Here is a 24,494-nt window from a genome sequence, read left to right as displayed (position 1 = left end):
AAGTTGCCAGCGTGAGCGTTCGACGGGTCGCGTGGCAGCTCGGTACGCCTGTTCCAGCTCATCGGTCGTGCGGTGTGTGGTCAACTGGGCAGCTCGCATAGTTGATTATCACTTTAGTCCCGTATTATACAGCCCGGCTCGTGGTTTGTCTCATCGTCAGATGACCCTCGCCTAAGAAAAACCGTCACCTTAATGAATCGATTCAGCCCTGCGCTCACTTTCTACCAAAGAAGCGTTTTGGGTGACTTGTATGTTCCACCACAACAAGCAAGGCGGGCCACTTCGCGAGGAGGCGGAGCAGAAAGACATCTAAACTTCATCTGCTCTGAGTCATGGAGGCCGCAGGGAGCCAGAATCCGCCCCCACGCAGTTTGCCGGGCCTTCAGCAAATAAACACGCGCGGGCAGGAAGGGAATTTATTCCTGACTGCTGTCGCGGTTGGTGCGGGCGCTGCCGTCGTCTCCCGAACCGCCCGCCTCCACCAGAGCGTCCGGGTGAAGCACGCCGACCGGCGTTCCCGAGGCGTTCGAATTGACCACCGCCGGAATGAGTTTCTCGTCGTTGGCCCGCACGGCCTCCCCTTCCACCGGGGAATTGATGCGGTTGCCGGCTTCGTCCTGCACCTCTTCCACACTTTTGCCCAGCGGGGTGTTGCCGTAACGGTTGTCGGTCATGAATCATTGTCCCGGAGGGGGTGGCCGGCGGCGTGAGACGGGTATTCAGTCGACGTTAGGCGTTCCGGATTTTCCGCGTGCGCCATGTGCTGAGCGTCACGTTCTCTCTGTTGCCGTTATATGCTGACCAGCAGAATGATCGTTTCACAGTCGAGATCAATCATGGAAATTCCCGCCGGGTTGACCGGGCTGGTCAGTCGTCAGGTGCAGCAGATGTGCACAGAGGTATCGAGATGAGCACGCGAGTGGACTCCCTGATGCAGGCTGCCGGCTTGCAGGAACCCGTCCTGAATACCCTGGAGCGCGGGGAGGCGGTGTTCGTCCTGACGGATCAGACCCTGCTGTACCAGGACGTGGGCGGCACGCGCCGCGTGACCCTGCGCGACCTGAAACGCATTCACAGTGACCAGGAAGGCCTGCTGCGCGTCGAAACGCCCGCCGGCACGGCCCTGACGGCCAACCTGGTGGGGTTCGACCCGGCGGGCGTGCAGTCCTTTTTCGCGCAGGTGCGCGACGCCACCGCCAGAGCCAAGCAGCAGACGCACACGTCCACCAGCACGGCGCCTGGCCCAGTGATCCCTGCGGCAAACCCGGAGCCGGTTGCCCCGAAATTTCTTACGCCGGCCTCTGCCGCGCCTGCCCAGATGCCGCCTGCGCCAGCTGCACAGGCTCGCCCGGCCGCCCCACCGAGCGGTGGTTTTCCTGCCGGCACGGCCGCGAAATGGACGGGCCAGGAAGCGGTCACTCCGCCGAGTGCGCCCGGTGTGGCCCCAGCGGCGGCGCCCACGCCGGTGCCGCCCCCCTCGTCCCGCACCGTGGTCACCCCGACTTTCCCGGACGCCCGCGCCGATTCGGGTGCCGCCTTCCCGATAGCGGGCGCGACGGCGCCACTGGCCGGTGGCGGGCTGGGCCTGTCGAGCACCCAACCGTCAAGCATGCAACCGTCAAGCATGCAGCCGTCAAGCACCCAGCCGTCGCCCCTGACCTCGCCTGGGTTCAGGCCGCAGGAAAGTCAGCCGACGCCCAAACCCACGGTGCGGGCTGTACGTACGCCTACGGTCATCACCGATCCTGGGGTGTCGGCTGATCCGGCTCCGCTGAGCGCGCAACCCGGCCAGGAAAGCAGCCTGGCCTCCAGCCCGATGACGAATGGCCCAGTTGCGAATAACCCAGTCGCGGAGAGCCCGGCCATGGACACTGCGCCGCTCCCCACCAGGTCGAACGGCACCCGAACCAACGGCAGCGCGGTGAGCACGCTGGCCAGCCTGGCGGCGGTGGCCGGCGGCGTCGCCCGCTGGATGGGTGCGCTGAAAGCCATGTCGCTGATCATGCTTCTGGCCACCTTCGCCATGGCTTACTTCCAGTACGACAAGGGCCAGGGCCTGAATGGCTTCTGGTCGCTGATCGCGGGAGGCATGGGCGCGGTGGCCCTGTGGGTGCTGAGTGACCTGGTCAAACTGCTGGTGACGCTGGCGCAGGCGGTCAGCGCCGAAGGCGGGGTGATGGATGTCGATTGACCCGCAGGTCGCCCGTGACCTGCTGCAGCGCGCCGTACAGATTTCCTCGCTTTCCGGTCTGGAAGGCGAGGTTTCTGCATACCTGACGGAGTGGATGAACGCTCACGGCTTCAGGGCGCATATGGACGAGGCTGGGAACGCCGTGGGCGAGCGCGGCGACGGCCCGCTGACGGTGGTGTTGCTGGGCCATATGGACACCGTGCCGGGCGACATTCCGGTGCGGGTGGACGAGGGCGAGGTGCTGCATGGGCGTGGCAGCGTGGACGCCAAGGGCAGCCTATGCACCTTCATGGCCGCCGTGGCCGGATTGCCCACCGAAGCGCTGGAGGCCGCCCGCTTCGTGGTGGTGGGCGCCACCGAGGAGGAAGCCCCCAGCAGCAAGGGCGCCCGCTTCGCCCGCACCCGCTACGGGCCGGATTTCGTCCTGATCGGCGAGCCGAGCGGCGTTTTCGGCCTGACGCTGGGCTACAAGGGCCGCCTGGTGGTGAAACTGCGCGTCCACAAGGACAACTTTCATACGGCGGGCGAGGGCACCAGCGCCGCCGACGACCTGACCGAAGCGTGGTTCCGGGTGCGCGCCTGGGCGGCCGGGATAGGCGAGGAAATGGGCGTGTTTGACCGCGTGCAGGCCACCCTGCAGGATCTGGGTGGCGACAGCGCGGGCGGCCTCACGCAGACCGCCTGGGCCAGCGTGGGCCTGCGCCTGCCGCCTGCCCTGACACCTCAGCAGGCGCAGGCCGCCATCGAAAAGGTTCTGGCTGACCTGAACGTCGAAACCTCTTTTACCGGACATGAGGTTGCGGTGCGCCACCCCAAGGACAACGCCCTGACCCGCGCCCTGCGCGTCGCCATTCGCGCTGCGGGCGGCACACCCACTTTTAAGGTCAAGACCGGCACCAGCGACATGAACGTGGTCGCCGGGCACTGGCCCGTGCCCACGGTCGCCTACGGCCCCGGCGACAGCAGCCTCGACCACACCCCCGAGGAGCGCCTCGACCTGCGTGAGTACGACCAGGCGGTGGGCATCCTGACCGCCGCGCTGACCCGCCTGGTGCTCGCCCCCCGTTAATTTTTGCCGGGCGGCGCGGGCCACCTGCTGAGATACAGACTGGCTGGGGTGCAGATCTGCTGGGGTAGAGTGCCTGCATGTCCTCGACTGACGTTTTGTACGATGGCCGGATCATCCGCGTGGAGCGTCTGGATGGCCGCTGGGAAGTGGTGCGCCACGCCGCGGCGGTGGTGATCCTGGCCCTGAATGAGCGGGGCGAGATGCTGCTGGTGCGGCAGTGGCGGCCCAGCATCGGGCAGGCGACGCTGGAAGCCCCCGCTGGCCTCATCGACGACGGCGAAACACCGGAAGCCGCCGCCCGCCGGGAACTGCAGGAGGAAGCTGGCTTCGACGCCGACATGACCCTGCTGACGCGCTTTTACAGCAGCCCGGGTTTTTGCGACGAGGAACTCTTCGTGTTTCATGCCCGTAATCTGCGCGACTCGCGCCTGCCGATGGACGAGGATGAGGACATCGAGGTGCTGTGGATGTCGCCCGAGCAGGTGCTGGCGGGCCTGCGCGAGGGCGGCATCGTGGGCAGCGCGTCCACCGTGTCGGCGGCGCTGTTCGCCTCGCGGGTGCCGACGTGAAAACCTTCGTGTCCACCAGCCAGCGACCCGATACCGACACGGTGGTCGCCATCGGCAGCTTCGACGGCGTTCACCTGGGCCACCAGGCCTTGATCGCGCAGCTCAAGGCCGAAGCGCGGCAGCACCGCGTGCCCAGCGTGGTGTACACCTTCGACCCGCCCACCCGCGTGCTGATGCAGGGCGTGGAGTACCTCTCGACGTTGCCCGAGAAACTGGAGTTGCTGGCCCGCTACGGCGTGGATGAAACCATCGCCGTGCCCTTCACGCCCGAGTTCGCGTCGCGCCCCAAGGAGGAATTCCTGAACGACCTGCGGGCCCTGCGCCCGCGCGCCATCGTCGTCGGTGAGGACTTCCATTTCGGTAAAAACCGCGCCGGAGGGGCCGCCGACCTCCGCGAGGTCACGCCGGACGTCATGACCCTGCCCATGCACCAGCTGGGCGGCGACGACATCAAAAGCACCCGCATCCGCGCCCTGCTACACAGCGGCAACGTCGAGGAAACCCGCCGCCTGCTGGGCCGCGCCTACAACGCGCAGGGCGTGGTGGTGCAGGGCGATCAGCTGGGGCGGCAGCTGGGGTATCCCACCGCCAACATCCGCGTGCCGCAGGGCAAGGCGCTGCCGCTGGGCGTGTTCGTGGTGACGGTGCAGGGCGACCACGGCTTCTGGCCGGGCATGGCGAATGTCGGTTTCCGGCCGACCGTGAACGGCACCGAACGCCGCTTCGAGGTGAACCTGCTCGACTTCAGCGGCGACCTGTACGGCCAGGAACTCCAGATCCGCTTTCACCGCAAACTCCGGGGCGAACAGAAATTCAGTGGTCTGGACGAGTTGAAAGCCCAGCTGGCCCGCGATGCCCAGGCCGCCCGCGACGCGCTGGTGGATCTTCCCACCGAACCCGGTCACTGAAGTTCCATTTCCCTTGACCGGACGCCGGAGTGAAGGTTCCCGCGACCTCCACTGACCACCTTCCTCTGCGCACTGGCTACTCTGGGGCCATGAGTTCATCTGTTTCGCAGGCCGATGTCCTGACGCTGGGCTACTCGTTTTGCCCGAACGACACTTTCATCTTTCACGCCCTGCACGCCGGACTGGTGGCCGCGCCGCTGCCCGTTCGGGAAGTGCTGGAAGACGTGCAGACCCTGAACGAGTGGGCAGTTTCTGGCCGCCTGCCCATGACCAAAATCAGTTACCGCGCCTACTTCAGTGTCATGCGGGAGTATGTGGCCCTGCGTTCGGGCGGAGCGCTGGGGCGCGGGGTGGGGCCGCTGATCGTGACGCGGGAGGAAGTGAGCGACCTGAACGGCAAAGTGGTGGTGTCGCCCGGGGCGCTGACCACCGCCGAACTGTTGCTGCGCCTGGTGTACCCGCAGGTGCAGGTGGTTCGCCTGCGTTACGACGAGGTGATGCCCGCCGTGCAGCGCGGCGAGGTGCAGGGCCAGCCGGTTCACGCGGGCCTGATCATTCACGAGTCGCGCTTCACTTTTCCGCAGTACGGCCTGCTCAAGCACCTTGACCTGGGCGCGTGGTGGGAAGGGGAGACGGGGCTGCCGCTGCCGCTGGGGGCCATTCTGGTCAAACGCGACCTGCCGGAGCGCATGAAGGTGGCCCTGAACGCGGCGGTGCGTTCCAGCCTGGAGTACGCCTACGCCCACCCCGAGGCCGCCAGGGGCTACATTCGCCAGCACGCCCTGGAAATGTCCGATGAGGTGATGCAGGCCCACATCGACCTGTATGTCAACCCTTTCAGTCTGGACGTGGGCCAGGAAGGCGAACGGGCCGTGCGCGAACTACACCGCCGGGCGGTGGAGGTGGGGGCCGTGGAAGCCACTGACCTGCCGCTGTTCGTCGACCTGCCTTGAGCCTACCTATTTTGCCCCGACCGGGACACTGCCCCCGATCAGTGGTGTCCTGTCCGGAATGTAAGAGACCGTTGATGATTGTTGCCTTAAGGTAAGTGGCGTGACGAAAGTAACCGGCCTCGCACTTCCTGCCATCGAAGTGCAGGATTTAACGAAGAAGTACGGCCAGCACGCCATTCTGGAAGGCGTCAACCTGAAGGTGAACGCCGGCGAGGTGTACGCCCTGACCGGCCCCAACGGCGCGGGCAAAACCACCCTGATCCGTACCATCACCGGGCTGGCCTTTCCCAGCAGCGGCAGCGTGCGCGTGCTGGGCGTCGACGTCCACAAGGAGGGCACCAAGGCCCGCTCGCAGATGGGCGCGGTGGTGGAAGCCCCCGCCAAGTTCTACCCGCAATTCACTGGCACCCAGAACCTGCTGCTGCACGCCAACCTGGCCGCAATGGCCCCTGGCGCCCCGCGCATCGGGCGCGACCGCATCCGCGAGGTGCTGGCCCTGCTGGAACTGACGCGCATGGGAGAACGCAAGGTCGCGGAGTATTCGCTGGGGCAACGCCAGCGGCTGGGTGTGGCGAGCGCCATGCTGGCCGACCCCAAAGTCCTGATTCTGGACGAACCCACCAGCGGCCTCGATCCCCTCGGCATCGGCCTGATTCACCGCATCGTGACCAGCCTGGCCAGTCACGGCTGCGCGGTGATTCTCAGCACCCACCACCTGCGTGAAATCGCCACCTACGCGCACACCGTGGGCATCCTGACCGGGGGGCGCATGGTGGACACCATCGACCTGCGCCAGCGGCACGCCGCCTACCGCTTCCGGGTGGAAGACCCGGTGGGCACCGTCGCGGCCCTGGAAGGCCTGCCCTTCGTGCGCCGCGCCACAACCCGCAGTCCCTACGCCATCGTCAACCTGGGCCGCGACGGCGGCGTGCCCGAAGTGCTCTCGCACCTGGCGGCCCAGGGCATCCGGGTCTACGAAGCCACGCCGGATCACTTCGACCTGTACGAGTACTACCGCGAGCGCGTGGAGCACCCCTGACATGCCCTTTCCCGACCGCCTTCTGACGCTTGCCTGCCGGAGAACGCTGTGCTGACACTGATTGCCCTGGAATTCCGTAAATTGCTGCTGTCCCGCAGCGTTCAGCTGGCCCTGCTGGTCAGTTTCCTGTTGCCGCTGCTGTGGGCCGTCGCCCCGCGCCTGAACATGCTGCTGGGCGACATGGCGCTGGTCAGTGGCTGGCAGATGCCCGCCGTGAGCATCGGCGTGGCCGTGCAGTTCATGATCCCGCTGTTTATCGCAGTGGTGGTCGCCGAGCTGATCGGCACCGAAGTCTCGCAGGGCACGCTGGCCCCGCTGCTGCTGCGCCCGATCAGCCGCGTCAACCTGATCGTCGCCAAACTGGTCACGGCGCTGGCCTTTCCTTTCCTGCTGATCGGCGTGACTGTCCTGGGCTCGCTGCTGGCCGGCCTGCCGCGCGGTCTGGGCAGTTTCGTGGGCGGCACCGGCCTGGGGCCGGGTCTCTTCGTGGGCGTGGGGTCACTGTCGAGTGTCGGCGCTCTCATGGAAGTGCTGCGCGGCAGTTTCCTGGCCGCCTTCATGCTGATGCCGGTGGCGGCCCTGGCCCTGCTGTGCGGCATCTTGCTGCTGAATACCGCCTCGGCGGCGCTGGCCACCCTGGCCACCCTGAACATCATGCGCCTGCTGGTGGTGTTCCCCGAGGGCCTGCAACAGGTGCTGCTCACCAGCCACCTGGCGCTGTACGCCGAGCAGGGCAACATTCTTCCTTCCATGCTGCTGCTGCTGATCTACACCATCGGGTTCGGCTTGATGGCCGTCTTCGCCTTCGACCGCCGCGACGTGTAGGCCGCTACCCAGCGCGGGTTTCCGTTCCACTGGTCGGCCGCCTGCCTACTGAAAAGCTCAGCCCCTTGCCACCAGTTTCCCTGCTGGTGGTTTTTTCTTTTGCGGCTGTGGCTGCTAGCCTGCCTGGCATGACTCGCACGGGCCTTGCCGACACCATTGCCGCTATTGCCACCGCGCCGGGCAGCGCGGGCGTGGGCATCGTGCGCATCAGTGGGGAAGAGGCGCACAGCGTGGCCGACCGGATGTTCCGCGCCCGCCGCCTTCCCAGCCGCACCGCCCCCGGATGCTTCCTGTTCGGGCAGATCATGGGCGCACAGGACGAGACAATCGACGAGGGCCTGTGCCTGGTGTTCCGCGCGCCACACAGTTACACCGCTGAAGACGTGGTCGAGTTCCAGACGCACGGCAGCCCGGCCGTGCTGAGCCGCGTGCTGGCCCGCGCCCTGGAACTGGGGGCCAGGCCCGCCCGCCCCGGCGAATTCACCCTGCGCGCCTACCTGTCGGGCCGGCTTGATCTGGTGCAGGCCGAGGCGGTGCTGGAACTGGTGAACGCCAGCAGCGAAACCGCCCGCAAGCAGGGCACGCTGGGCCTCAGCGGGGCGCTGGGGGCGCAGGTGCAGGACATCGGGCGGCTGGTCACGCGCACCCTGGCGGCCATTCAGGCCCTGCTGGACTACCCGGAGGAGGGCGTGCCGGACGAAGACCGCCGCGAACCGCTGGCACAGGCCGCCGCGCAGTTGCAGCACCTGCTGGACACCGCCCGCGCCGGGCAGGCCGCCACGCGCGGCGCGAAACTGGCCCTTATCGGCAAACCCAACGCCGGCAAAAGCAGCCTGCTGAACGCGCTGCTGGGCTACGAACGCAGCATCGTGACCGCCACGCCCGGCACCACCCGCGATTACCTGGAAGCCGGACTGGAACTGGCCGGCGTGCCGGTGACGCTGGTGGACACCGCCGGTATCCGCGAAACCGCCGACACCATCGAGGCCGCTGGCGTGAAACAGGCCCTTCACCTGGCCGGAAACGCCGATCTGGTGCTGGTGCTGGAGGACGGCTCTGCGCCCCGCGAGGCGCTGCCGGTCGATCTTCCGGCGGGGGCCAGCCTCATTTCCGTGCAGACGAAAGCCGACCTGCCGGCGGCCTGGCACGACCCACAGGCCCTGCGGGTCAGCGCTGTGACTGGGGCGGGCCTGCCGGAACTGCGCGCCGCCGTCGAGCAGGCCCTGCTGGGCGACGCCACGCGGGGTGAGGCGTGGCTGTCCACCGAGCGCCAGGCCGACACTGCCCGCCGCGCCCTGGGGCACGTGCAGGCCGCTCAGGCGCTTCCCGACGATCTGGCCGGGTACGAGCTGGAAGAAGCCCTGCGCGCCCTGGCCGAATTGACCGGGCGTGACGTGCAGGAGGACGTGGTGGACGCTGTGTTCGCCAACTTCTGCGTGGGAAAGTAAGAAAAAGCCTCCCTGCCGGGAGGCTGGGTGTGCGCTGCTGGCGGTTTACAAGAAAAGGGTCTGGGCGGAAAACCCACCCTTTTAAGGGTGGGATGGATAGCCCAGCCGCCCGAAGGGCGGGGTGCTGATGCTGAGTGTTGATGCGAAGGCGCTATTGACACGCTGCCCCGCCGTAGTAGACTGTGGAAGTGCCGACGCCCTATCTTCACAAGAACACGTCCGTGTCGCTCCTGCGATACCACTTCGTGTGGTGCCCGAAGCGGCGTCGGAAGGTGCTGACTGGGAATGTGGCGCTGAGGCTCAAGGAACTGCTGGAAGAGAAGACCGCCGAACTGGGGTGGAGCATCGTCGCGCTGGAAATCATGCCCGACCACGTTCACCTGTTCCTCGGCACCGACCCGGACGTGTCGCCTACTCAGGTGATGCACGCCCTCAAGGGATACACGTCGCGGATTCTCCGGCAGGAGTTCCCGAAGCTGCAAACCATGCCGTCTTTGTGGACGCGCTCCTACTGGGTCAGCACGGCGGGGAACGTCAGCGCGGAAGTCATCGAGAAGTACATCGCGGAACAGAAGACGAGGGACTGAATGCTGAAGGCATTTCGCTACCGTCTTTGCCCCACGACGACCCAGGAAGCCGCGCTGCAAGGACAGTTGCGTCTCTGCCGCAACCTGTACAACTGCGCCCTTCAGGAGCGCCGGGACGCCTATCGCAAGGCCGGGAAGACCGTGACCGGGTACGACCAGATGAAGCACCTGACCGAAATCAAGGCCGCGCTGCCGGAGTACAAGGGGGTCTACTCCCAGGTGCTTCAGGACGTTCTCAAGCGGCTGGACAAGGCGTTTCAGGGTTTCTTCCGGCGCGTGAAGGCGGGGCAAACCCCCGGCTATCCGCGCTTCCAGGGGCGGGACAGGTACGATTCAATCTGCTACCCGCAGTCGGGCTTCAGTGTCTCCGAGAAGACCGCGTACTTCTCGAAAATCGGCAACATCCGAATCCGGTTGCACCGCCCGCTGGAAGGCAAGGTCAAGACGGCCACCATCACGCGGGATTGCGGCGAGTGGTACGTGTCCTACGTCTGCGAGGTGGAAGCCCAGCCGCTTCCCGAAACGGGAAGCTCGGTGGGTGTGGACGTGGGGACGACCTATTTCTGCATCACCTCCGATGGGGAGTTCGTGGAGAATCCCCGGCATTTCCAGACCGCCATGAAGAAGCTCCGGGTCGCTCAGCGTGCGGTGTCTCGCAAGCGGAACAAGCGCAGCAACCGCAGGCGGAAAGCCGTTCAGCGGGTTGCCAAGCTGCACCGCAAGGTCAGCCGTCAGCGGTTGGACTTCCATCACAAGACCGCTCTCAAGCTCGTCAGAGAGAACGACTTGATAGCTCACGAAGACCTCAACGTCGGCGGGATGGGGCGGGGCAGCTTGGCCCGCAGCATTCACGATGTGGGCTGGGGTCAATTCTTTTCTCTCCTTTCCCAGAAGGCAGAATGGGCCGCTCGGAAAGTTGTTCGCGTAGACCCCCGGTACACCTCTCAGCGGTGCAACGCCTGCGGGCACACCTGCCGGGAGAACCGGGCGAGTCAGTCGCGCTTTCGATGTGTCGCCTGCGGGCATCAGGAGAACGCCGACCTGAACGCAGCGCGGAACATCCTGGGGCGGGCCGCCCCTTCAGGCATCAACGTAGCGGTAGTGAACGCAAGCGTTGCCTGAGAAGCCAACGGATTTATCCGTTGGTAGGTCACTTCAGTTTCGCCAGCAGGGCCTGTGAGGCAGCCAGGTCAAGTTTGCCCCAGTACCCGTCGGCTTTCATGGTCACGGCTTTTTCGGCCTGGGCTCTGGCAGCGGTTTTGTTGCCCATCAGCATGTAGGCATTGGCAAACTCCAGGCGGTGCGTGATGTTGTCGGGTTCCAGCGCAATGGCTTTCTCGAAGTTGGGAACCACCTGCGAACGGTTCGCGCCCGTCTGGCTTTTCGCAATCGCTCCCTTGAGGCCGCCCGCGTCCAGCGTGGCGTTCCACAGTCCCACGGCCACGTAAGCGCCGGCCAGTTTCGGGTTCAACTTGATGGCTTTGTCCAGGTTGGCTTTCATTTCCTTCGCCAGTCCAAGTTGCTCCAGCGGGTTCTTGGTCTGGGCCAGGCGGCCCTGAGCGCGGGCCAGCTCGAAGTACGCCTCGGCGTTGTTGGGGTCGAGGGCAATGGCTTTGCGGGCGTATTCCTGCGCCTTGCTGAAAAGTGGGTTTTTCTGGTTGGCGGCGACCAGGCCGGCTCCGGCGGTGGTGTACTCGGCGGCCAGCGCGTAGCCGGTGGCATTGTTCATGGCCAGGGCAGCGGCGGTGGCTTCCTGCCACTTGCCGTCATCGAACAGGTTCTGGGCGGCGGACTGGGTCTGGGCCAGGGCTGCGCTGCCGAGCAGGGCCGTCAGGATAAGCAGGGTTCGTTTCATAGGAATCCTCCAGGGGCGGCCACAGGCCGCAGAGACGCAATTGGGTGGAACGAAGTATACACAGCCTGCGCCGGGAAATCTGATGATGCCCGTCAGGAACGTCTACACGACTGTTTTGTGAACCGGGTTCAAGGCCAGGCCAGGGTGGTACGCTGCCCTGACCGTGGACTGGCCAGCCGCCCTGCGTGACCTGCGCGCCCACCTGCCGCCCTCCGGGCCGGGCGGGGGGGTGCAGCGCGGCAGCCTGCGCTGGCTGGAAGCCGAGATGCAGCGCCGGGGCGCCAACCCGGCAGCCCTGCGTAACATCATCTACCGCGATACCGGGTTGGCGGCCGACAAGGCCGTCCTGAGCGCCATCCTGGCCGACCTGGCGCGGGAAGCCGGGCGTTCCCTCGACCTGCCGGCCCAGCGCAGTCCCGCCGCGCTGCCGGACGAGCTTGAATTGCTGGGCCGCACCAAGAAACGCCTGTACAAGCAGTTCGTAGCCGGGCTGACGGCCGGCCGCGCCCCCAGGCTGGCCATTTACGGGAAACGCGGTTCCGGCAAAACCGTGCTGCTGGGGCAGGTGGCGCAGGCCGCCGAACTGCTGGGCCTGCGCGTGACCCGCCTGAACCTCAGCGGAGACGTGTTTCACAGTGCTGTTACTGTGGCTGGTACTGTGCCGCCCGTGGCGACCGGGCGTTCCTTCGCGGCCCTGGCCGAGCAGCAGCAGGTCTGGATCCGCGGGCTGCTGCCCACCGACGGCGTAGTGCTGCTGCGCGTGACGGCTGACCTGAAGTTCGCTGACTCACCTCCGCGCGCGCCGGACGGTCAGGCGGTCACGTCCGCCGGGTGGGCCGCGCACGTCCTGCACAACGTGCCGGCGGGTGTGGCGGCGCTGCTGGCGCTGGAAGACCCGCAAGGCTGGCCGGCCGACGCCCCGCCCCTCACCGAGATTCGCCCACCGACGCCCAGCGAAGCGCGAACGTACCTGATTCAGAAACTGGGCGTGACCCGCCAGGCCGCGCAGGAACTGCTGAAGGAAACCGGACGCAACCTCGATCACCTGACCCTGCTGACCGGGGCAGGAGGCTCGGTCACGCAGCTGCTGGCCGACCCGCCCGTGCGCCGCCTCGCCGCGAGTCTCCAGGCCCTGCAGGAACTGGAGGTCACTGCGCCCTTCCCGGATCAGCTGCTGCAAGCCGCGCTGGGGCAGGAGGTGGCGGCCTTGCCTCTGCACGCCCGCGCTCAACTGTCCGGGCACGCCGCCGGCGGCTGGTCGCCCAACCCGACCCTGCAGCGCGCCCTGCCGGCTGTGCCTGCTCCGGAAGTCCTGGAGGCGGCCCGGCGACTCGCGCATCAGCCGGCCAGCAGCGCTGCGGCCCTGGCGGCCCTGGCCTTCCTGCACGAGTGGACGTCACTGGCACAGGCCATTACCCGGCATCCGGACGCGGCCCGGTTTCTGCCCGAGCTGTGGCCCCGGATTCGCCGTGACGCGCCCACACCCGAGCGCGAACTGCTGGCGCGGGCCGTCGTGACTCACCATGCCGGGCGCGGCGAGTATGGCGCCCCGCGCGCCCGTGACGCGCTGCTGAGCCTGCTGGAATCGGAAGTGGGCGCGGTGCGCATCTGGGCCAGGGTAAAGCTCGCGGAAAGTAGCCTGGACGCCGGGAATTTCACCGCTTCCGAAGAGCAACTGGCGCACCCTGACGTGCAGGCCGCGCTGCACCTGCCCCTGGATCACAGGGCAGATCCGTGGCTGCTGGCCGCGCAGGCGGACGCGCTGCTGGTGCAGGCGGCCCTGGCGCGCTGGCAGGGCGACATGGACGCCGCCACGCGGGCCGTGCAGGACAGCCGCGCCGCCTCGTCTGGCCCCCGGGTGCACCTGTGGCGCGGCTTGATCGCCAAGGATGCCGGACGCTGGCCCGAAGCCCTTCAGAACCTTCAGGCGGTGCCGGATACCAGCCCGCTGCTGCACGCCCGCGCCCGCTACCAGGAAGGCGACCTGCGCCTGCGGCTGGGCCAGCCCGGGGCGGCCCTCGGGGCCCTGCTGGACGCCGCCACGCGCCTGGAGGCGGCGGGCGGAACGCCGGAAGAACAGGCCCGCATCCTGGCCCGCACCGCCACCGCCCAGCGCCGACTGGGCCACCCCGGGCTGGCCCTGGAATGCTCGCGGCAGGGTCTGCAACTGCTGGCCCCTGCTGATCGTCAGCATGACCGGGTACTGCGTGCCCGCCTGCTGTCCGAACAGATTCCCATTCTGCTGGCCCTCAGCCGCCCAGGCGCCGCTTTCCAGGTGGCCGGTCAGGCGCTGGCGCTGCTGGCCCAGTCGCAGGCGCGGCAGGCCGAAGCACCATACCGGCAGGCTGAAGCACAGTACCGCCAGCGCCGCACGCACTACCGCGTGGCCCTCACGTACCTGACCCGTGGCCTGGGCGTGCCGTACCTGCAACCCCTCTGCGGCCCGGAACACGACCACCCGGACTTGCAGCAGGCGCGAGAGCTGCTGGACGCCCTGCTGACCCGCCTGCCCGACCGCAGTGACCGCGAGCAGGTGCTGACTTTCGACATGCGCCTCAGCCGCGCTCTGGCTGAACCGGACGCCGCGCAGGCCCTGGAACACCTGGCCCGCGCCCTGGACATGACCGACCACCCTTACGCCGAGGCGCAGGCCCGCGCCATCCGCGCCGACGCCCTGCTGCGCCAGGGGCACGCCGACGCCGCGTTGACCGAAATCAACCGCGCCCACGCCCTGCTGCGGCGTGTGCAGGTGGGATTGCCCAGCAATCATGAAGCCGCCACCAACGAGGCCGACCCTGCCCTGCACGCCGGCCTGCTGGCGCTGGAAGCCCGCGCCACCATTCATGAGGGCCAGCGCACCATCCAGTGGTTGCGCAGCGCCCTGGCCGATCCCGGCCTGCATCCCTTCCGGCCCGGCGTCTGGCGCGAAACAGGCCGCGCCCTCGAACCCCTGGGCGAGCAAGGCCGGGCGCTCGTGCTGGCCCTTCATCCCGCGCTGACCACCCTGCCCATGCGCCTTCGCGACGCCCTGCCGCTGCTGGAGATACCGGGCGAGTAAGCGCAGGCTTGCTACCCTGGGGTCGTGAACGTCCTGATTGTCGTTGCTACGCCCGCGGAAGCCGAGGCCCTGCACGTTCCTAACGCCCGCTCTGTGGCCCGCGTGGTGGTGAGTGGCGTGGGAGCCACTGCGGCGGCCCTGGCGACCTGGCAGGCCCTGACCGCGCAGCCGTGCGACCTGGTGGTCAGTGCGGGCATCGCCGGGGCCTATCCGGGCAGCGGGCTGCAAGCGGGCGACCTGGCAGTGTCCAGCCGCATCGTCCAGGCGGATCTGGGCGCCCAGGACGGCCCACACTTTCTGCCGCTGGCGCAACTGAACCTCTCGGTTTTTCCGGATCGTTCGCAGGGCGCGGATTTTGAGGTGTGGTCGGAGGCGCAGCGCTTCGCCCACGCCGCGGGTGCCGCCTGCGGCCCCCTGCTGACGCTGAACACTGTGACCGGTGCGCACGCCAGGGCCGAGGAACTCACGCGCCTGTACCCCGGCGCACTCACCGAGGGCATGGAGGGCGCCGGCGTCGCCCACGCCGCCACGCTGCTGGGTGTTCCGGCCCTGGAGCTGCGCGGTGTCAGTAACCCCGTCGGCCCACGCGACCGCCACGCCTGGCGCATCCGCGAGGCGCTGGACGCGGCCCGGCACGGCCTCAGCGTCTTGCTGAACTGAACCCTGCTGAACTGACTCCAGTTCAGGTTCATCGTCCGGCCACGAGAAGCCGCTCCCAGCGGCCCATGCTCTACAGTGACGGCATGGAATTCAGGAACCTCGGCAAAAGTGGCTTGAAAGTTTCCGAAGTGGCCCTGGGCGGCTGGGAAACCTACGGCGTCAGCGACGACGCGTCGCGCCACATTCAGGACATCGTGCGCCGCGCCTACGATCTGGGCGTCAATTACTTCGATCAGGCCGACGTGTACGCCCGTGGCAAGTCCGAGGAACTGATGGGTGGCGTCCTCAAGGACTTCCCGCGTCACACGCTGGTCCTGGCCAGCAAAGTGTTCTGGCCCATGAGCGACCACGTCAACGACCGGGGCCTCTCGCGCAAGCACGTGCTGGAAAGCATCGACGGGAGTCTCAGGCGCCTGGGCACCGACTACCTGGACATCTACTTCGCGCACCGTTACGACCCGGACGTGCCCATGGAGGAAATCGTGATGGCCTTCGATCAGGTCATCCGCGACGGTAAGGCGCTGTACTGGGGCACCAGCATGTGGCCGGCGGCCCGCATCGCCCAGGCGGTGGAGTTCGCGCGGGCACACGGCTTCCACGCGCCCGTGACCGAGCAGCCCGAGTACAGCATGATCCGCCGCGACCGTGTGGAACAGGAAATCCTGCCCTACACCGAGGGCGCGGGCATCGGCCTGGTGGTCTGGAGCCCGCTGGCCATGGGCCTGCTGACCGGCAAGTACGACAACGGCAAACCCGAGGGTGCGCGCCTGACCGAGAAGGAAAACTGGGGCAACAATTTCCTGACCGAGGAGAACATCCAGAAAGTCCGCGACCTGAAACCCATCGCCGACGATCTGGGGATTACCCGCGCCCAGCTGGCGCTGGCCTGGCTGCTGCGGCAGAAGGGCGTGAGCAGCGTCATCACCGGCGCGACCAAGGTCAGCCAGATCGAGGACACCGTTAAGGCCGCCGGCGTGCGCCTGAGCGATGACGTGCAGCGCCGCATCGAGGAAATCCTGAAACCAGTTTGACAGAGGAGTAGGGGAGAAAAGAGATGACAACATCATCCTCTCCCTTTTCTAGGCTGTAATTTCAAAGCAAATGGTGCGGCCCGGTGGTTGATCTCCGGGCCGCACCATCCTTCCTGCCGTTATTCCAGCGACTTGAGGCTGGACGTAAACGCGCGCACCTGCGCTTCGTTGCGGGCAAAGTCCTTCACGTTCGACTGAATGGTCACCACCAGCATGCGGCCTTTCAGGCTGGTCATCAGCAGTTCACGGCGCAGATCGTCACTCTGACCGGGGGCCGTCAGGATGATCTGCGCCCAGTTCTTGCCGTTCAGCTGCATCACGTTGGCTTTCAGGGTTTTCAGGCCGGGCACCTGCGATTTCAGAACGGCGGGGTACTCGGTGGCGAGGCGTTCGACCTCGCTGGGGGCCAGTTTGGCCTCACGCCACTGAAAGGTCATGGTCACGCGGCCGTCCTCGGTGCGGAAAACAGCGTCGGGCCGACCGTCGAAGCGTGGGTAAGCTTTGCGAATCCAGGCGTCGTTCAGCATGGAGACTTTCGGGCCGAGATCGACGGCCAGCGGCAGGTCGCCGACCTTGCCGGTGGTGGTCTGGGCCAGGACGGCGGTGCTGAGGCTCAGGGCCACCAGGGAAAGGACTCGCTTCATTCCAGACAACTTAGCGGCACGGCGCGGCCCGCTTATGAAGTTTCCATGAGGAATGTGCAGTGCCGGTCATGCCGCCGTCAGCCTGGCTCATCTTGATCTTTCCAGAGAAAGGCCACCGGCCGCTGCCGCACCTGCGCCCGCTAAACTGAGCGGGTGAGTGACTTCTCCCTGACTTTTCCACGCGGGTTCCGGGCGGCGGCGCTGGCGGCGGGCCTGAAGCCCAGTGGCAAAACCGACCTGAGTTGCGTGGTCAGCAGCGCCGACTGTGCCTGGGCTTTTGCTGGCACGCGCAGCACCACCGCCGCTGCCAGTGTGTTGCGTAACCGTGAACTGTACGCCTCGGGGCAGTCAGTGCGGGCGCTGGTCGTGAATGCCGGCGTGGCGAACGCCGCCACCGGCCGCCAGGGCGCACAGGACAACGCCGCCATGGCCGACGCGCTGGGCAGTGTCCTGAACATCCCCGAGGACGCCGTCCTGACCGCCAGCACCGGCATCATCGGGCACCTGCTGCCCATGGACAAGGTGCTGAGCGGCATCGAGCATCTGCCGGAGGAACTGTCGGACGCGGCCCTGCCGTTTGCCACGGCGATCATGACCACCGACACGAAACCCAAGACCGCCAGCGTGACGCTGCCCGGTGGGGCCCGCATCGTCGGCATGGCGAAGGGCAGCGGCATGATTCATCCGGATATGGCGACCATGTTCGCCTTCGCGTTCAGCGACGCCCAGGTGCCGCAGGACGCCTTGCGGGCCGCTTTTCCCGGCATCGTGGCCCGCACCTTCAACGCCGTGACGGTGGACGGCGACACCAGCACCAGTGACCTGACGGCAGTGCTGGCGAACGGCCAGGCGGGGCCGGTCGAGTTGCCGGCTTTCCTGACGGCGCTGGAGGGCGTCATGCGTGACCTGGCCCGCCAGATCGCGGCCGATGGCGAGGGAGCCTCGAAACTCCTGACAGTGCGCGTGGGCGGGGCCGCCAGCGAGGCCGAAGCCCTGACCGCCGCCCGCACCTGCTGCGTCAGCCCGCTGTTGAAAAGTGCCGTTCACGGCAGCGACCCGAACTGGGGCCGCGTGATCATGGCGGTGGGCCGCAGCGGCGCAAAGGTGGACATCGAAAAAATGCAGGTCAGTGTGCAGGGTATTCCGGTTTTTGCCGGCAAACCACTCGCCTATGACGCGGCGAACACCAGTGCCGAAATGAAGGCCGCCAGCGAAGTGGTGTTTGACATCAACCTGGGAGTGGGGCAGGCGCGGGGCGAAGCCTGGGGCTGTGACCTCAGCGCCGAGTACGTCAGTATCAACGCCGACTACACCACCTGAAGACACGACGCAAAACACGAGGCGCAGTGTCCAGAATAGCTGACCAATTTTGCCCGTCAGGCGCTCACGCCGCTCCGGCTTCACCTGTATTCAAAACACGGTTTTCTGAGGCTGTGCCGCTGTTCATCCCGGCTGATCCTGACCGTTTCCTCATGCAAGATGAGAGAAAACCTGTAACAATAGGAAAGTTGCGCACCAGGCGCATCCAGTTAAAACCTGAGTCATCTGCCCGGGGCGCGGGCTGACCGCCGCCGCCTCGCCGCAGTTCAACCGGAGGACACCACATGTTCAACCCCCCAACCCTTGAAGACCTCCAGGAAACGCGCCGCGCCAACGAGAAACTGGTGCTAAGGGCGCTGGAAAGTAAACCCGAGTGGGTGGAAACCGAACTCGCCAAGACCACCGGCCTGGCCCTCTCGCACCTGCGGGCCGCGCTGGCCAGCCTGCTCGACCAGGGCCGCGTGCGCCGCCTGCCCGGCACCGGTACCCGCGCCGTGTATGGCCTGGCCGACCCTGGCCTGGCCGACGTGCCCGCCACGCCCCTGACCGCCGACGCGCTGAAAGTCCGCGATTATCTGGAAGGCCGCGCCGACAGCGCCCTGTACATGAGTGAGCAACTGCGCATGACCCGTGAAGACGTCATGGCCGCCCTGAGCCTGCTGAACGCGCACGGACAGATCACCTGCACCTTCGTGGGCAGCCTGGTGATCTTCCGCCTGAAAGAAACCCAGGCGCTCGGCCAGGAGCAGACCGCGCCCGAAAAGGAAAAAGCCGGCCGCAAGAAACAGGTGGCCCTGGCCTGATCCGATTGCACCCCACCGCTGCTGCCTGCCTGGGCAGCAGTTTTTCTTTTGCCGGTTGCGAGAAGCGGGAACGAAATTCACCCAGGCTGGCTGGTTCCTTTCTTGCCCTTAACGGCTGCGCCCCTGATGGTGCCCTCACCAGCCCCTGCTATGCTGACGGTCATGAAACTTGTTCTGGCCGTCATTCAGGACGCAGACGCCCCAGGGCTGATCCGGTACCTGTCCGAGAATTCTTTTGACGTCACCAAACTGGCCAGCACCGGCGGGTTTCTGCGTGAAGGCAACACCACCCTGATGATCGGCGTCGAGGATCAGCGGCTGGAGCAACTGAAGACCATCATCGGGCACAAGTGCCGCGCCCGCACCCGGCTGGTGGCGCAGTCCGTCCCGGTCGGCGAACCCAACGAGGGCGGCGTGCCGCAAGACCCTGTGGAAGTCCCTGTGGGCGGCGCAGTGATGTTCGTGCTGGGCGTGCAGGAATTCCTGAAAGTCTAGAGTGGTTTTCCCACGAACAGCATCATTCTCTGCTGCGGAACTAGATATCCCCTGTTTGGCTGCCTTGCCCCTCCGCCTCTCTCGGCTCCATTCGCTTGCTCTGCAGCCTGTGTCGGTCTGCTCCGTTCGGTAGACCAGCAGGCTCCGTGCTTATCCGCTAGCGTTGTTTACTGGTAAGTTCCACGATGGCGTTGGCCAGTGCATCGGGGTTGTGCCAGGCGGTCTCGGGCTGTAGCAGCGGCGCGAACAGGACGCGGCTCCGCAGGTCGCGGTCTGCGCCGCGCAGGTTCACCAGTTCGGCGCCGTCGTCGTGATAGCGCCGCAGCACCTGGGCCGAAACGGGCATGTCATTCATCAGGACGCAGTCGGGCAGGCGGCCCAGGTGCTGCGCGATGGCACTGACGTGATCCTGCAAAGTAAAGCCGGTGGTTTCGCCCGGCTCGGTCATGATGGACGCCACATAGATCAGGGGTGCGGCACTGTTGCGCACGGCATGGGCAATATCTGGCACCAGCAGCGCTGGAATGATGCTGGTGTACAGGCTGCCCGGCCCCAGCACCAGCACCTCGGCCTCGGCGATGGCCGTCAGCACCTGCGGCAGGGCGGGCAGGTCGGGCGGGTCGAGGCTCACGCGCTCGATGCGGGCGTCCCCCACCTGGCTCACGAACTGGCTTTCGCCGCGCACCGTGCGGCCGTCGGTCAGGTGGGCCACCAGCGTGGGTGGGTGGGTGGTGGCCGGGAACACCGCGCCCTGCACGCGCAGCACCTCGTGAATGTCCTGCATGGCCGTTTCCAGGCCGCCCTGCTCCTCGCTGAGGGTGGCCAGCATCAGGTTGCCGAAGGTGTGGCCCTCGATGCCCTCGCCGCGCTCGAAGCGGTGCAGCAGCAGGCGGGCCAGCACCGGGCTGTCGGACAGAGCGGCGTAACAGTCGGTCAGGTCGCCGGGAGCCACCATGTCCAGCGCCTCGCGCAGCCGTCCGCTGCTGCCGCCGTCGTCGGCCACCGTGACCACCGCCGTGATGTTGCCGGTCTGTTTCTTCAGGCCGCTCAGCAGGTTCGACAGGCCCGTCCCGCCCCCCACCGCCACGACCTTCACGCCGCGTGCCAGGGTACGCTTCTCGTAGATGACGTCCACGGCGCTGGCCGGTGTGCTGCCGGTGCCGCGCAGCAGCGAGCGGTTCAGCATGGCGATCGAGTACAGCGCCCCCAGCAGGGACAGCCCCGCCAGCGTCAGGCCGGCCAGGTGCAGCGGAAACCGGTCGGGGTTCGCCAGGTGGTTGACCCACAGAATCCAGCGGGTGGCGGTGAAATGCCACGGGCCGGTCCAGGTGAAGTGCAGGAAGCCCACGGCGCCCACCAGCGTGCACAGCACGAACAGACTCAGCCAGCGCTTGACCCCGATGCCGGGGGCCAGCCAGCGCACCGCGCGGCCCTGACGCTGAGGCCGGCGCTCGCGCGCCCGCACGTCGGGACGCTCAGGGCGCCAGGCCGGCCCGTCCCGACGCAGCGGCGGGTCGCTCACGTGTCGTTCACCCGCTTCATGTCGCGGTGCTCCATCACGTCCACGTTCAGGTCGCGCAGATCCTGCGCCAGGCGGTCGGCCACCGCCACACTGCGGTGCTGCCCGCCGGTGCAGCCTATCGCCACGGTGTACCCGTGCCGCCCGGCTGCCCGCGTCCGCTGGGCCGAGTTGCGCACGAAGTCGCGGATCTCCTCGTAAAATTTGACGCTGTCGTCGTCACGGAAAATATACTGCTGCACCTGCGGCTCCAGGCCCGTGCGGGCCTTCAGCTCCGGATCGTAGTAGGGGTTGGGCAGCGAGCGCACATCGATGACCAGGTCGGCGTCACGCGGCGGCGAGTGCTTGAACCCGAAACTCAGGATGCGCAGGGTGAACTCGTGTTCCAGCCGGAACATCTTCATGACCCGTTCGGAAAGTTCCTTGGCGCTCAGATCGGTGGTGTCGATCACCGTGTCGGCGATGGCCCGCAGCGGGGCCAGCAGTTCGCGTTCGCGCACGAAATCCAGCATCAGGTTGTTGCCCAGCGGGTGCTCGCGGCGCGACAGGTTGTACCGCTTGAGCAGCACCTCGGCGTTGGCTTCCAGAAACAGGATGCGCAAGTCCTGTTGCCGCCGCGCCAGCCGCGCGTGGCTGGACTCCAGCGAAGCCAGGAAATCCCGCGTGCGTGCATCGGTGCTGACGGCCACACGTGTCAGGCCCCGCGCTTCCACCAGGTCGTTCATGGCCCCCCACAACTCGGGCGGCAGGTTATCGGTAATGAAAAACCCCGTGTCCTCCAGCGTTCGCAGCACCGTGCTCTTGCCGCTGCCGGACAGACCCGAGACGATGATGAAAGGCATACGCGCAGTGTAGCGGAGGGCGGATCGCGCACGGCTTTCTTATCCGTTGCGATCCGCCCTCCGCGGCGCGCCTACTTTAAAGCATTTGACAAAAGAGCGCAGTGCTTTTGGCCGAGCAGCGCGAGTGAATTTAAACGAGCAGGACGGACTTATAAAGCTGCGAAGCAGAGAATGGAGCGCTCTGGGATGAAGTTCCACAGAGCGCATAATTTGGAGAACTGCTCTAGGAGAGTTGAAATGGAATCCAGGCTATCGGAGATGCAAGTAATAGCCAGATTTTTCCTTATTAGCGGACTTTCGTACCCGTAGGCAAGTCCAGCCGCGTGCCCACCAGGTCGAGGTTGCCCTGATCGTCCTCGGCGGCCAGGATCATGCCCTGCGATTCGATGCCGCGCAGTTTGGCGGGTTTCAGGTTGGCCACCAACACGACCCGGCGCCCCACCAGCGCGTCCGGTTCGAACCACCGGCGGATGCCGCTGACCACTGTGCGCGTTTCATCGCCCATCTTCAGGGTCAGTTTCAGCAGCTTGTCGGCTTTCTCCACGGCCTCGCAGGCGATCACTTCGGCGATGCGCAGGTCGACTCTGGCGAAATCCTCGATGCTGATCAGGCCATCGTCGGCCGGGATGGGGGATGGGGAGGGAGTGACGGGTGCAGCCGCTTTTTCCATGACGGGGCGTTTCTCCTTTCTCTGTTCCTTTTTCTGAGGGGCCGGAACCGTGGGTTTCTCGGTGGTTTTCGGGGGCTCCTCCTTCGGTTCGGGTTTCGGGAAGAGAATCGGGCCGCCCACGACCCGGGTGCCCGCGGGCGTCAGGCCCCAGGCGGGCTCCAGCAGGTAGGGCTGCTGCCCCAGACCCAGCTGTGCCCGCAACTCCCGGGCTTTCGAGGGAATCACCGCTTCCAGGGCCACGCTGGCCACACGCAGGCCCTCGGCGGCGGTGTACAGCACGGTGTCCAGGCGCTTCTGGGTGTCCTCCGACTTGGCCAGGTTCCACGGCGCACTCTCCGCGATGTAGCGGTTCAGGTCACGCACGAAATTCATGGCCGCGTCGATCGCCATGTTGATCTTCAGTTCGTCCACCAGCTTCAGGACTTCGCCGGGCAAGGCGCGGGCCGCCGCCTCGATCTGCTGCTCACGCCCGGTGATCTCGGACGCCGCCGGCAGGGCGCCGCCTCTGTACTTCTGAATCATGCTGACCGTGCGCGACAGCAGGTTGCCCAGGTCGTTCGCCAGGTCGCTATTCAGGCGGGCGGTCAGGATGCCCTCGCCGAAGGGGCTGTCGGCGCTGAGGGTCGCCTCGCGCAGCAGCGCGTACCGGATGGCGTCCACCGCGTGCTCCGCCACCAGTTTCTCCGGGTCGATGGCGTTCCCCAGCGACTTGCCCATCTTGCGCCCATCTTCCGCCAGGATGTGGCTGTGCACCACCAGGCGCCGGTAGATGGGCAGCCCCGCCGCTTTCAGCATGGTCGGCCAGAACACCGCGTGCGGCTTGAGGATGTCCTTGCCGATCACGTGCCAGGTCTCACCGATCACACTTTCCGGCTGCCCGTGGCTGACCGGCGCGGAGACGTAATTCAGCAGCGCATCGAACCACACGTAGGTGACGTGATCGGCGTCCCACGGCAACTCGATGCCCCAGGGCACGCGGCTTTTCGGGCGGCTGATGCTGAGGTCACCGATGGGTTCCTTCAGCATCTCCAGCACCTCGTTGCGGTAGCCGGCGGGCTGGATCAGGCCCGGGTTCTGTTGCAGGTACTCCAGCAGCCACGCCTGGTACTTCTCCATCCGGAAGAAGTAGTTCGCTTCACGCCGCATTTCCGGCGGATCCTTGTCGCCGGGGTAACGCCGCACGCCGTCCGGCCCTTCCACCAGCTCTTTCTCGGTCACGTAGCGTTCGGCGCCCAGCGAGTAGAGGCCCTCGTACTCCGCGAAGTAGATGTCGCCCGCGTCGTACACCCGCTGGAGCACCTCCTGCACGTAGCGCTTGTGCCGCCCCTCGGTGGTGCGGATGAAATCGTCATAACTCAGGCCCAGCCGGTCCCACAGGCCCCGGAAGGCGTTGTTGCTGAGGTTGTCCGCGAAGGCCTGCGGAGTCACGCCCGCCTGCGCCGCGAGTTTCACGATGCGCTCGCCGTGTTCGTCAGTGCCGGTCAGAAAATGCACGTTCCTGCCCGCCAGGCGCATATAGCGCGCAATAGCGTCGGTCAGGATCTTTTCGTAGACGTGCCCCACGTGTGGCGGGCCGGTCAGGTAATCGATCGCGGTCGTGATGAAAAAATCGTTCTGCTGTGCCATGTCTGCTCCCTTCCGGCCGCTGGCCCTGATGGGAGGCCCGCCGGACAACCTCCCCAGAATAAAGGAAAAAGCCTTCCCCGAAAGCCCCGAGCCAACCCCTGGAGCAAAATCCTGGGACAAAGCAGCGGGGGCGCACCCCTTCAGGTACGCCCCGCGCGGCCCCGCCCAGTCGGTTCAGGGTCGCCGGGGCCTACGCATTACGCTGATCTGCACGAGTTTCATCCCAGCAGTGTAGGGGGCCGGGCGGTCAAAAACGATACGCCAGATGGTCGAGGCCGTCTGTGCCCGCCCAGGGCGCCGCGGCCCAGTGGCAAAGGCGGCGCACCCGGTGGGGTTGCAATTGGCGCCATTCTCCGAATTCTGTCAGGTGTGGAAGGGTGCC

22 protein-coding genes are annotated in these 24,494 nt (G+C 66.5%); 16 read left to right on the top strand and 6 right to left on the bottom strand.

What is annotated here, in order from left to right:
* Positions 1-416 precede the first annotated feature (416 nt).
* Positions 417-674 carry a hypothetical protein gene (locus E5Z01_RS14935; protein ID WP_135230090.1) on the bottom strand — a complete coding sequence of 86 codons (258 nt, stop codon included), beginning with the start codon at positions 672-674 and terminating at the stop codon, positions 417-419.
* Positions 675-907: 233 nt separating this feature from the next.
* Here E5Z01_RS14935 and E5Z01_RS14930 point away from each other — a divergent pair, with 233 nt between their 5' ends.
* The 10 genes from E5Z01_RS14930 (at position 908) to E5Z01_RS14885 (ending at position 10,711) form a co-directional block, all read left to right on the top strand.
* Positions 908-2,191, top strand: a complete 1,284-nt coding sequence (locus E5Z01_RS14930; protein WP_135230089.1) for a hypothetical protein — start codon at positions 908-910, stop codon at positions 2,189-2,191.
* Positions 2,181-3,260: a [LysW]-lysine hydrolase gene (locus E5Z01_RS14925; protein WP_135230088.1), complete on the top strand. Its 1,080-nt coding sequence runs from the start codon at positions 2,181-2,183 to the stop codon at positions 3,258-3,260. Before E5Z01_RS14930 ends, E5Z01_RS14925 begins: the two co-directional genes overlap by 11 nt.
* 77 nt (positions 3,261-3,337) lie before the next feature.
* The gene (locus E5Z01_RS14920; RefSeq protein ID WP_135230087.1) at positions 3,338-3,829 is read left to right on the top strand and encodes an NUDIX domain-containing protein; all 492 of its coding nucleotides are present in this window, start codon (positions 3,338-3,340) and stop codon (positions 3,827-3,829) included.
* On the top strand, positions 3,826-4,737 hold the full coding sequence (ribF, locus tag E5Z01_RS14915) for a riboflavin biosynthesis protein RibF (RefSeq protein ID WP_135230086.1): 912 nt from the start codon (positions 3,826-3,828) through the stop codon (positions 4,735-4,737). Before E5Z01_RS14920 ends, ribF begins: the two co-directional genes overlap by 4 nt.
* Before the next feature lie 89 nt (positions 4,738-4,826).
* Positions 4,827-5,690 carry a 1,4-dihydroxy-6-naphtoate synthase gene (locus tag E5Z01_RS14910; protein WP_135230085.1) on the top strand — a complete coding sequence of 288 codons (864 nt, stop codon included), beginning with the start codon at positions 4,827-4,829 and terminating at the stop codon, positions 5,688-5,690.
* Positions 5,691-5,790: 100 nt separating this feature from the next.
* Complete coding sequence (locus E5Z01_RS14905) at positions 5,791-6,729, top strand: ABC transporter ATP-binding protein (RefSeq protein ID WP_119766173.1); 939 nt, start codon at positions 5,791-5,793, stop codon at positions 6,727-6,729.
* Between the two features lie 48 nt (positions 6,730-6,777).
* Positions 6,778-7,554, top strand: a complete 777-nt coding sequence (locus tag E5Z01_RS14900) for an ABC transporter permease (RefSeq protein WP_135230084.1) — start codon at positions 6,778-6,780, stop codon at positions 7,552-7,554.
* Between the two features lie 128 nt (positions 7,555-7,682).
* The gene (gene mnmE, locus E5Z01_RS14895) at positions 7,683-9,002 is read left to right on the top strand and encodes a tRNA uridine-5-carboxymethylaminomethyl(34) synthesis GTPase MnmE (protein ID WP_135230083.1); all 1,320 of its coding nucleotides are present in this window, start codon (positions 7,683-7,685) and stop codon (positions 9,000-9,002) included.
* A gap of 188 nt (positions 9,003-9,190) precedes the next feature.
* Complete coding sequence (gene tnpA / locus E5Z01_RS14890) at positions 9,191-9,589, top strand: IS200/IS605 family transposase (RefSeq protein ID WP_135230082.1); 399 nt, start codon at positions 9,191-9,193, stop codon at positions 9,587-9,589.
* Positions 9,590-10,711 carry an RNA-guided endonuclease InsQ/TnpB family protein gene (locus E5Z01_RS14885; protein ID WP_135230081.1) on the top strand — a complete coding sequence of 374 codons (1,122 nt, stop codon included), beginning with the start codon at positions 9,590-9,592 and terminating at the stop codon, positions 10,709-10,711.
* Positions 10,712-10,739: 28 nt separating this feature from the next.
* On the opposite strand, the gene E5Z01_RS14880 is transcribed toward E5Z01_RS14885, so the two are convergent.
* Positions 10,740-11,444 (bottom strand): tetratricopeptide repeat protein, encoded by a 705-nt coding sequence (locus E5Z01_RS14880; protein WP_135230080.1) that lies wholly within the window; start codon positions 11,442-11,444, stop codon positions 10,740-10,742.
* A gap of 163 nt (positions 11,445-11,607) precedes the next feature.
* Here E5Z01_RS14880 and E5Z01_RS14875 point away from each other — a divergent pair, with 163 nt between their 5' ends.
* The 3 genes from E5Z01_RS14875 (at position 11,608) to E5Z01_RS14865 (ending at position 16,193) form a co-directional block, all read left to right on the top strand.
* Positions 11,608-14,502 (top strand): hypothetical protein, encoded by a 2,895-nt coding sequence (locus E5Z01_RS14875; RefSeq protein WP_135230079.1) that lies wholly within the window; start codon positions 11,608-11,610, stop codon positions 14,500-14,502.
* Positions 14,503-14,526: 24 nt separating this feature from the next.
* Positions 14,527-15,162: a futalosine hydrolase gene (gene mqnB, locus E5Z01_RS14870; RefSeq protein ID WP_135230078.1), complete on the top strand. Its 636-nt coding sequence runs from the start codon at positions 14,527-14,529 to the stop codon at positions 15,160-15,162.
* Between the two features lie 83 nt (positions 15,163-15,245).
* Positions 15,246-16,193, top strand: coding sequence for an aldo/keto reductase family protein (locus E5Z01_RS14865; protein WP_135230077.1), 948 nt, complete (start codon positions 15,246-15,248; stop codon positions 16,191-16,193).
* A 119-nt stretch (positions 16,194-16,312) separates the two neighbouring features.
* Here E5Z01_RS14865 and E5Z01_RS14860 read toward each other — a convergent pair whose 3' ends face one another.
* On the bottom strand, positions 16,313-16,837 hold the full coding sequence (locus tag E5Z01_RS14860; protein ID WP_119766179.1) for a hypothetical protein: 525 nt from the start codon (positions 16,835-16,837) through the stop codon (positions 16,313-16,315).
* Positions 16,838-17,005: 168 nt separating this feature from the next.
* On the opposite strand from E5Z01_RS14860, the gene argJ reads away from it, so the two are divergent.
* The 3 genes from argJ to E5Z01_RS14845 all read left to right on the top strand — a co-directional run bounded on the left by argJ (position 17,006) and on the right by E5Z01_RS14845 (position 19,455).
* The gene (gene argJ / locus E5Z01_RS14855; RefSeq protein ID WP_167757956.1) at positions 17,006-18,157 is read left to right on the top strand and encodes a bifunctional glutamate N-acetyltransferase/amino-acid acetyltransferase ArgJ; all 1,152 of its coding nucleotides are present in this window, start codon (positions 17,006-17,008) and stop codon (positions 18,155-18,157) included.
* A 284-nt stretch (positions 18,158-18,441) separates the two neighbouring features.
* Complete coding sequence (locus tag E5Z01_RS14850; RefSeq protein ID WP_119766181.1) at positions 18,442-18,960, top strand: transcription initiation factor IIE subunit alpha family protein; 519 nt, start codon at positions 18,442-18,444, stop codon at positions 18,958-18,960.
* 162 nt (positions 18,961-19,122) lie between these two features.
* Positions 19,123-19,455, top strand: a complete 333-nt coding sequence (locus E5Z01_RS14845) for a cyclic-di-AMP receptor (RefSeq protein ID WP_119766665.1) — start codon at positions 19,123-19,125, stop codon at positions 19,453-19,455.
* A 157-nt stretch (positions 19,456-19,612) separates the two neighbouring features.
* On the opposite strand, the gene E5Z01_RS14840 is transcribed toward E5Z01_RS14845, so the two are convergent.
* The 3 genes from E5Z01_RS14840 to metG all read right to left on the bottom strand — a co-directional run bounded on the left by E5Z01_RS14840 (position 19,613) and on the right by metG (position 24,112).
* Positions 19,613-20,977: a gluconeogenesis factor YvcK family protein gene (locus E5Z01_RS14840; protein ID WP_338069159.1), complete on the bottom strand. Its 1,365-nt coding sequence runs from the start codon at positions 20,975-20,977 to the stop codon at positions 19,613-19,615.
* Positions 20,974-21,816, bottom strand: a complete 843-nt coding sequence (gene rapZ, locus E5Z01_RS14835) for an RNase adapter RapZ (protein ID WP_119766182.1) — start codon at positions 21,814-21,816, stop codon at positions 20,974-20,976. Before rapZ ends, E5Z01_RS14840 begins: the two co-directional genes overlap by 4 nt.
* Before the next feature lie 286 nt (positions 21,817-22,102).
* The gene (gene metG, locus E5Z01_RS14830) at positions 22,103-24,112 is read right to left on the bottom strand and encodes a methionine--tRNA ligase (RefSeq protein ID WP_135230075.1); all 2,010 of its coding nucleotides are present in this window, start codon (positions 24,110-24,112) and stop codon (positions 22,103-22,105) included.
* Positions 24,113-24,494: the final 382 nt, after the last annotated feature.

Origin of the sequence: Deinococcus fonticola, from assembly GCF_004634215.1 — a bacterium.
Lineage (GTDB): Bacteria > Deinococcota > Deinococci > Deinococcales > Deinococcaceae > Deinococcus > Deinococcus fonticola.
Note: the sequence above shows the minus strand (reverse complement) of the source record. Positions and strands in the feature narration are given on the sequence as shown.

Bases quoted from the DNA above. Each gene is read 5' to 3' on its own strand.
- metG (WP_135230075.1), bottom strand. From the start codon at position 24,112: ATGGCACAGCAGAACGATTTTTTCATCACGACCGCGATCGATTACCTG.
- E5Z01_RS14910 (WP_135230085.1), top strand. From the start codon at position 4,827: ATGAGTTCATCTGTTTCGCAGGCCGATGTCCTGACGCTGGGCTACTCG.
- E5Z01_RS14925 (WP_135230088.1), top strand. From the start codon at position 2,181: ATGTCGATTGACCCGCAGGTCGCCCGTGACCTGCTGCAGCGCGCCGTA.
- E5Z01_RS14865 (WP_135230077.1), top strand. From the start codon at position 15,246: ATGGAATTCAGGAACCTCGGCAAAAGTGGCTTGAAAGTTTCCGAAGTG.
- E5Z01_RS14850 (WP_119766181.1), top strand. From the start codon at position 18,442: ATGTTCAACCCCCCAACCCTTGAAGACCTCCAGGAAACGCGCCGCGCC.
- rapZ (WP_119766182.1), bottom strand. From the start codon at position 21,816: ATGCCTTTCATCATCGTCTCGGGTCTGTCCGGCAGCGGCAAGAGCACG.
- E5Z01_RS14880 (WP_135230080.1), bottom strand. From the start codon at position 11,444: ATGAAACGAACCCTGCTTATCCTGACGGCCCTGCTCGGCAGCGCAGCC.
- mnmE (WP_135230083.1), top strand. From the start codon at position 7,683: ATGACTCGCACGGGCCTTGCCGACACCATTGCCGCTATTGCCACCGCG.
- E5Z01_RS14885 (WP_135230081.1), top strand. From the start codon at position 9,590: ATGCTGAAGGCATTTCGCTACCGTCTTTGCCCCACGACGACCCAGGAA.
- E5Z01_RS14860 (WP_119766179.1), bottom strand. From the start codon at position 16,837: ATGAAGCGAGTCCTTTCCCTGGTGGCCCTGAGCCTCAGCACCGCCGTC.
- E5Z01_RS14845 (WP_119766665.1), top strand. From the start codon at position 19,123: ATGAAACTTGTTCTGGCCGTCATTCAGGACGCAGACGCCCCAGGGCTG.
- E5Z01_RS14930 (WP_135230089.1), top strand. From the start codon at position 908: ATGAGCACGCGAGTGGACTCCCTGATGCAGGCTGCCGGCTTGCAGGAA.
- E5Z01_RS14920 (WP_135230087.1), top strand. From the start codon at position 3,338: ATGTCCTCGACTGACGTTTTGTACGATGGCCGGATCATCCGCGTGGAG.
- E5Z01_RS14935 (WP_135230090.1), bottom strand. From the start codon at position 674: ATGACCGACAACCGTTACGGCAACACCCCGCTGGGCAAAAGTGTGGAA.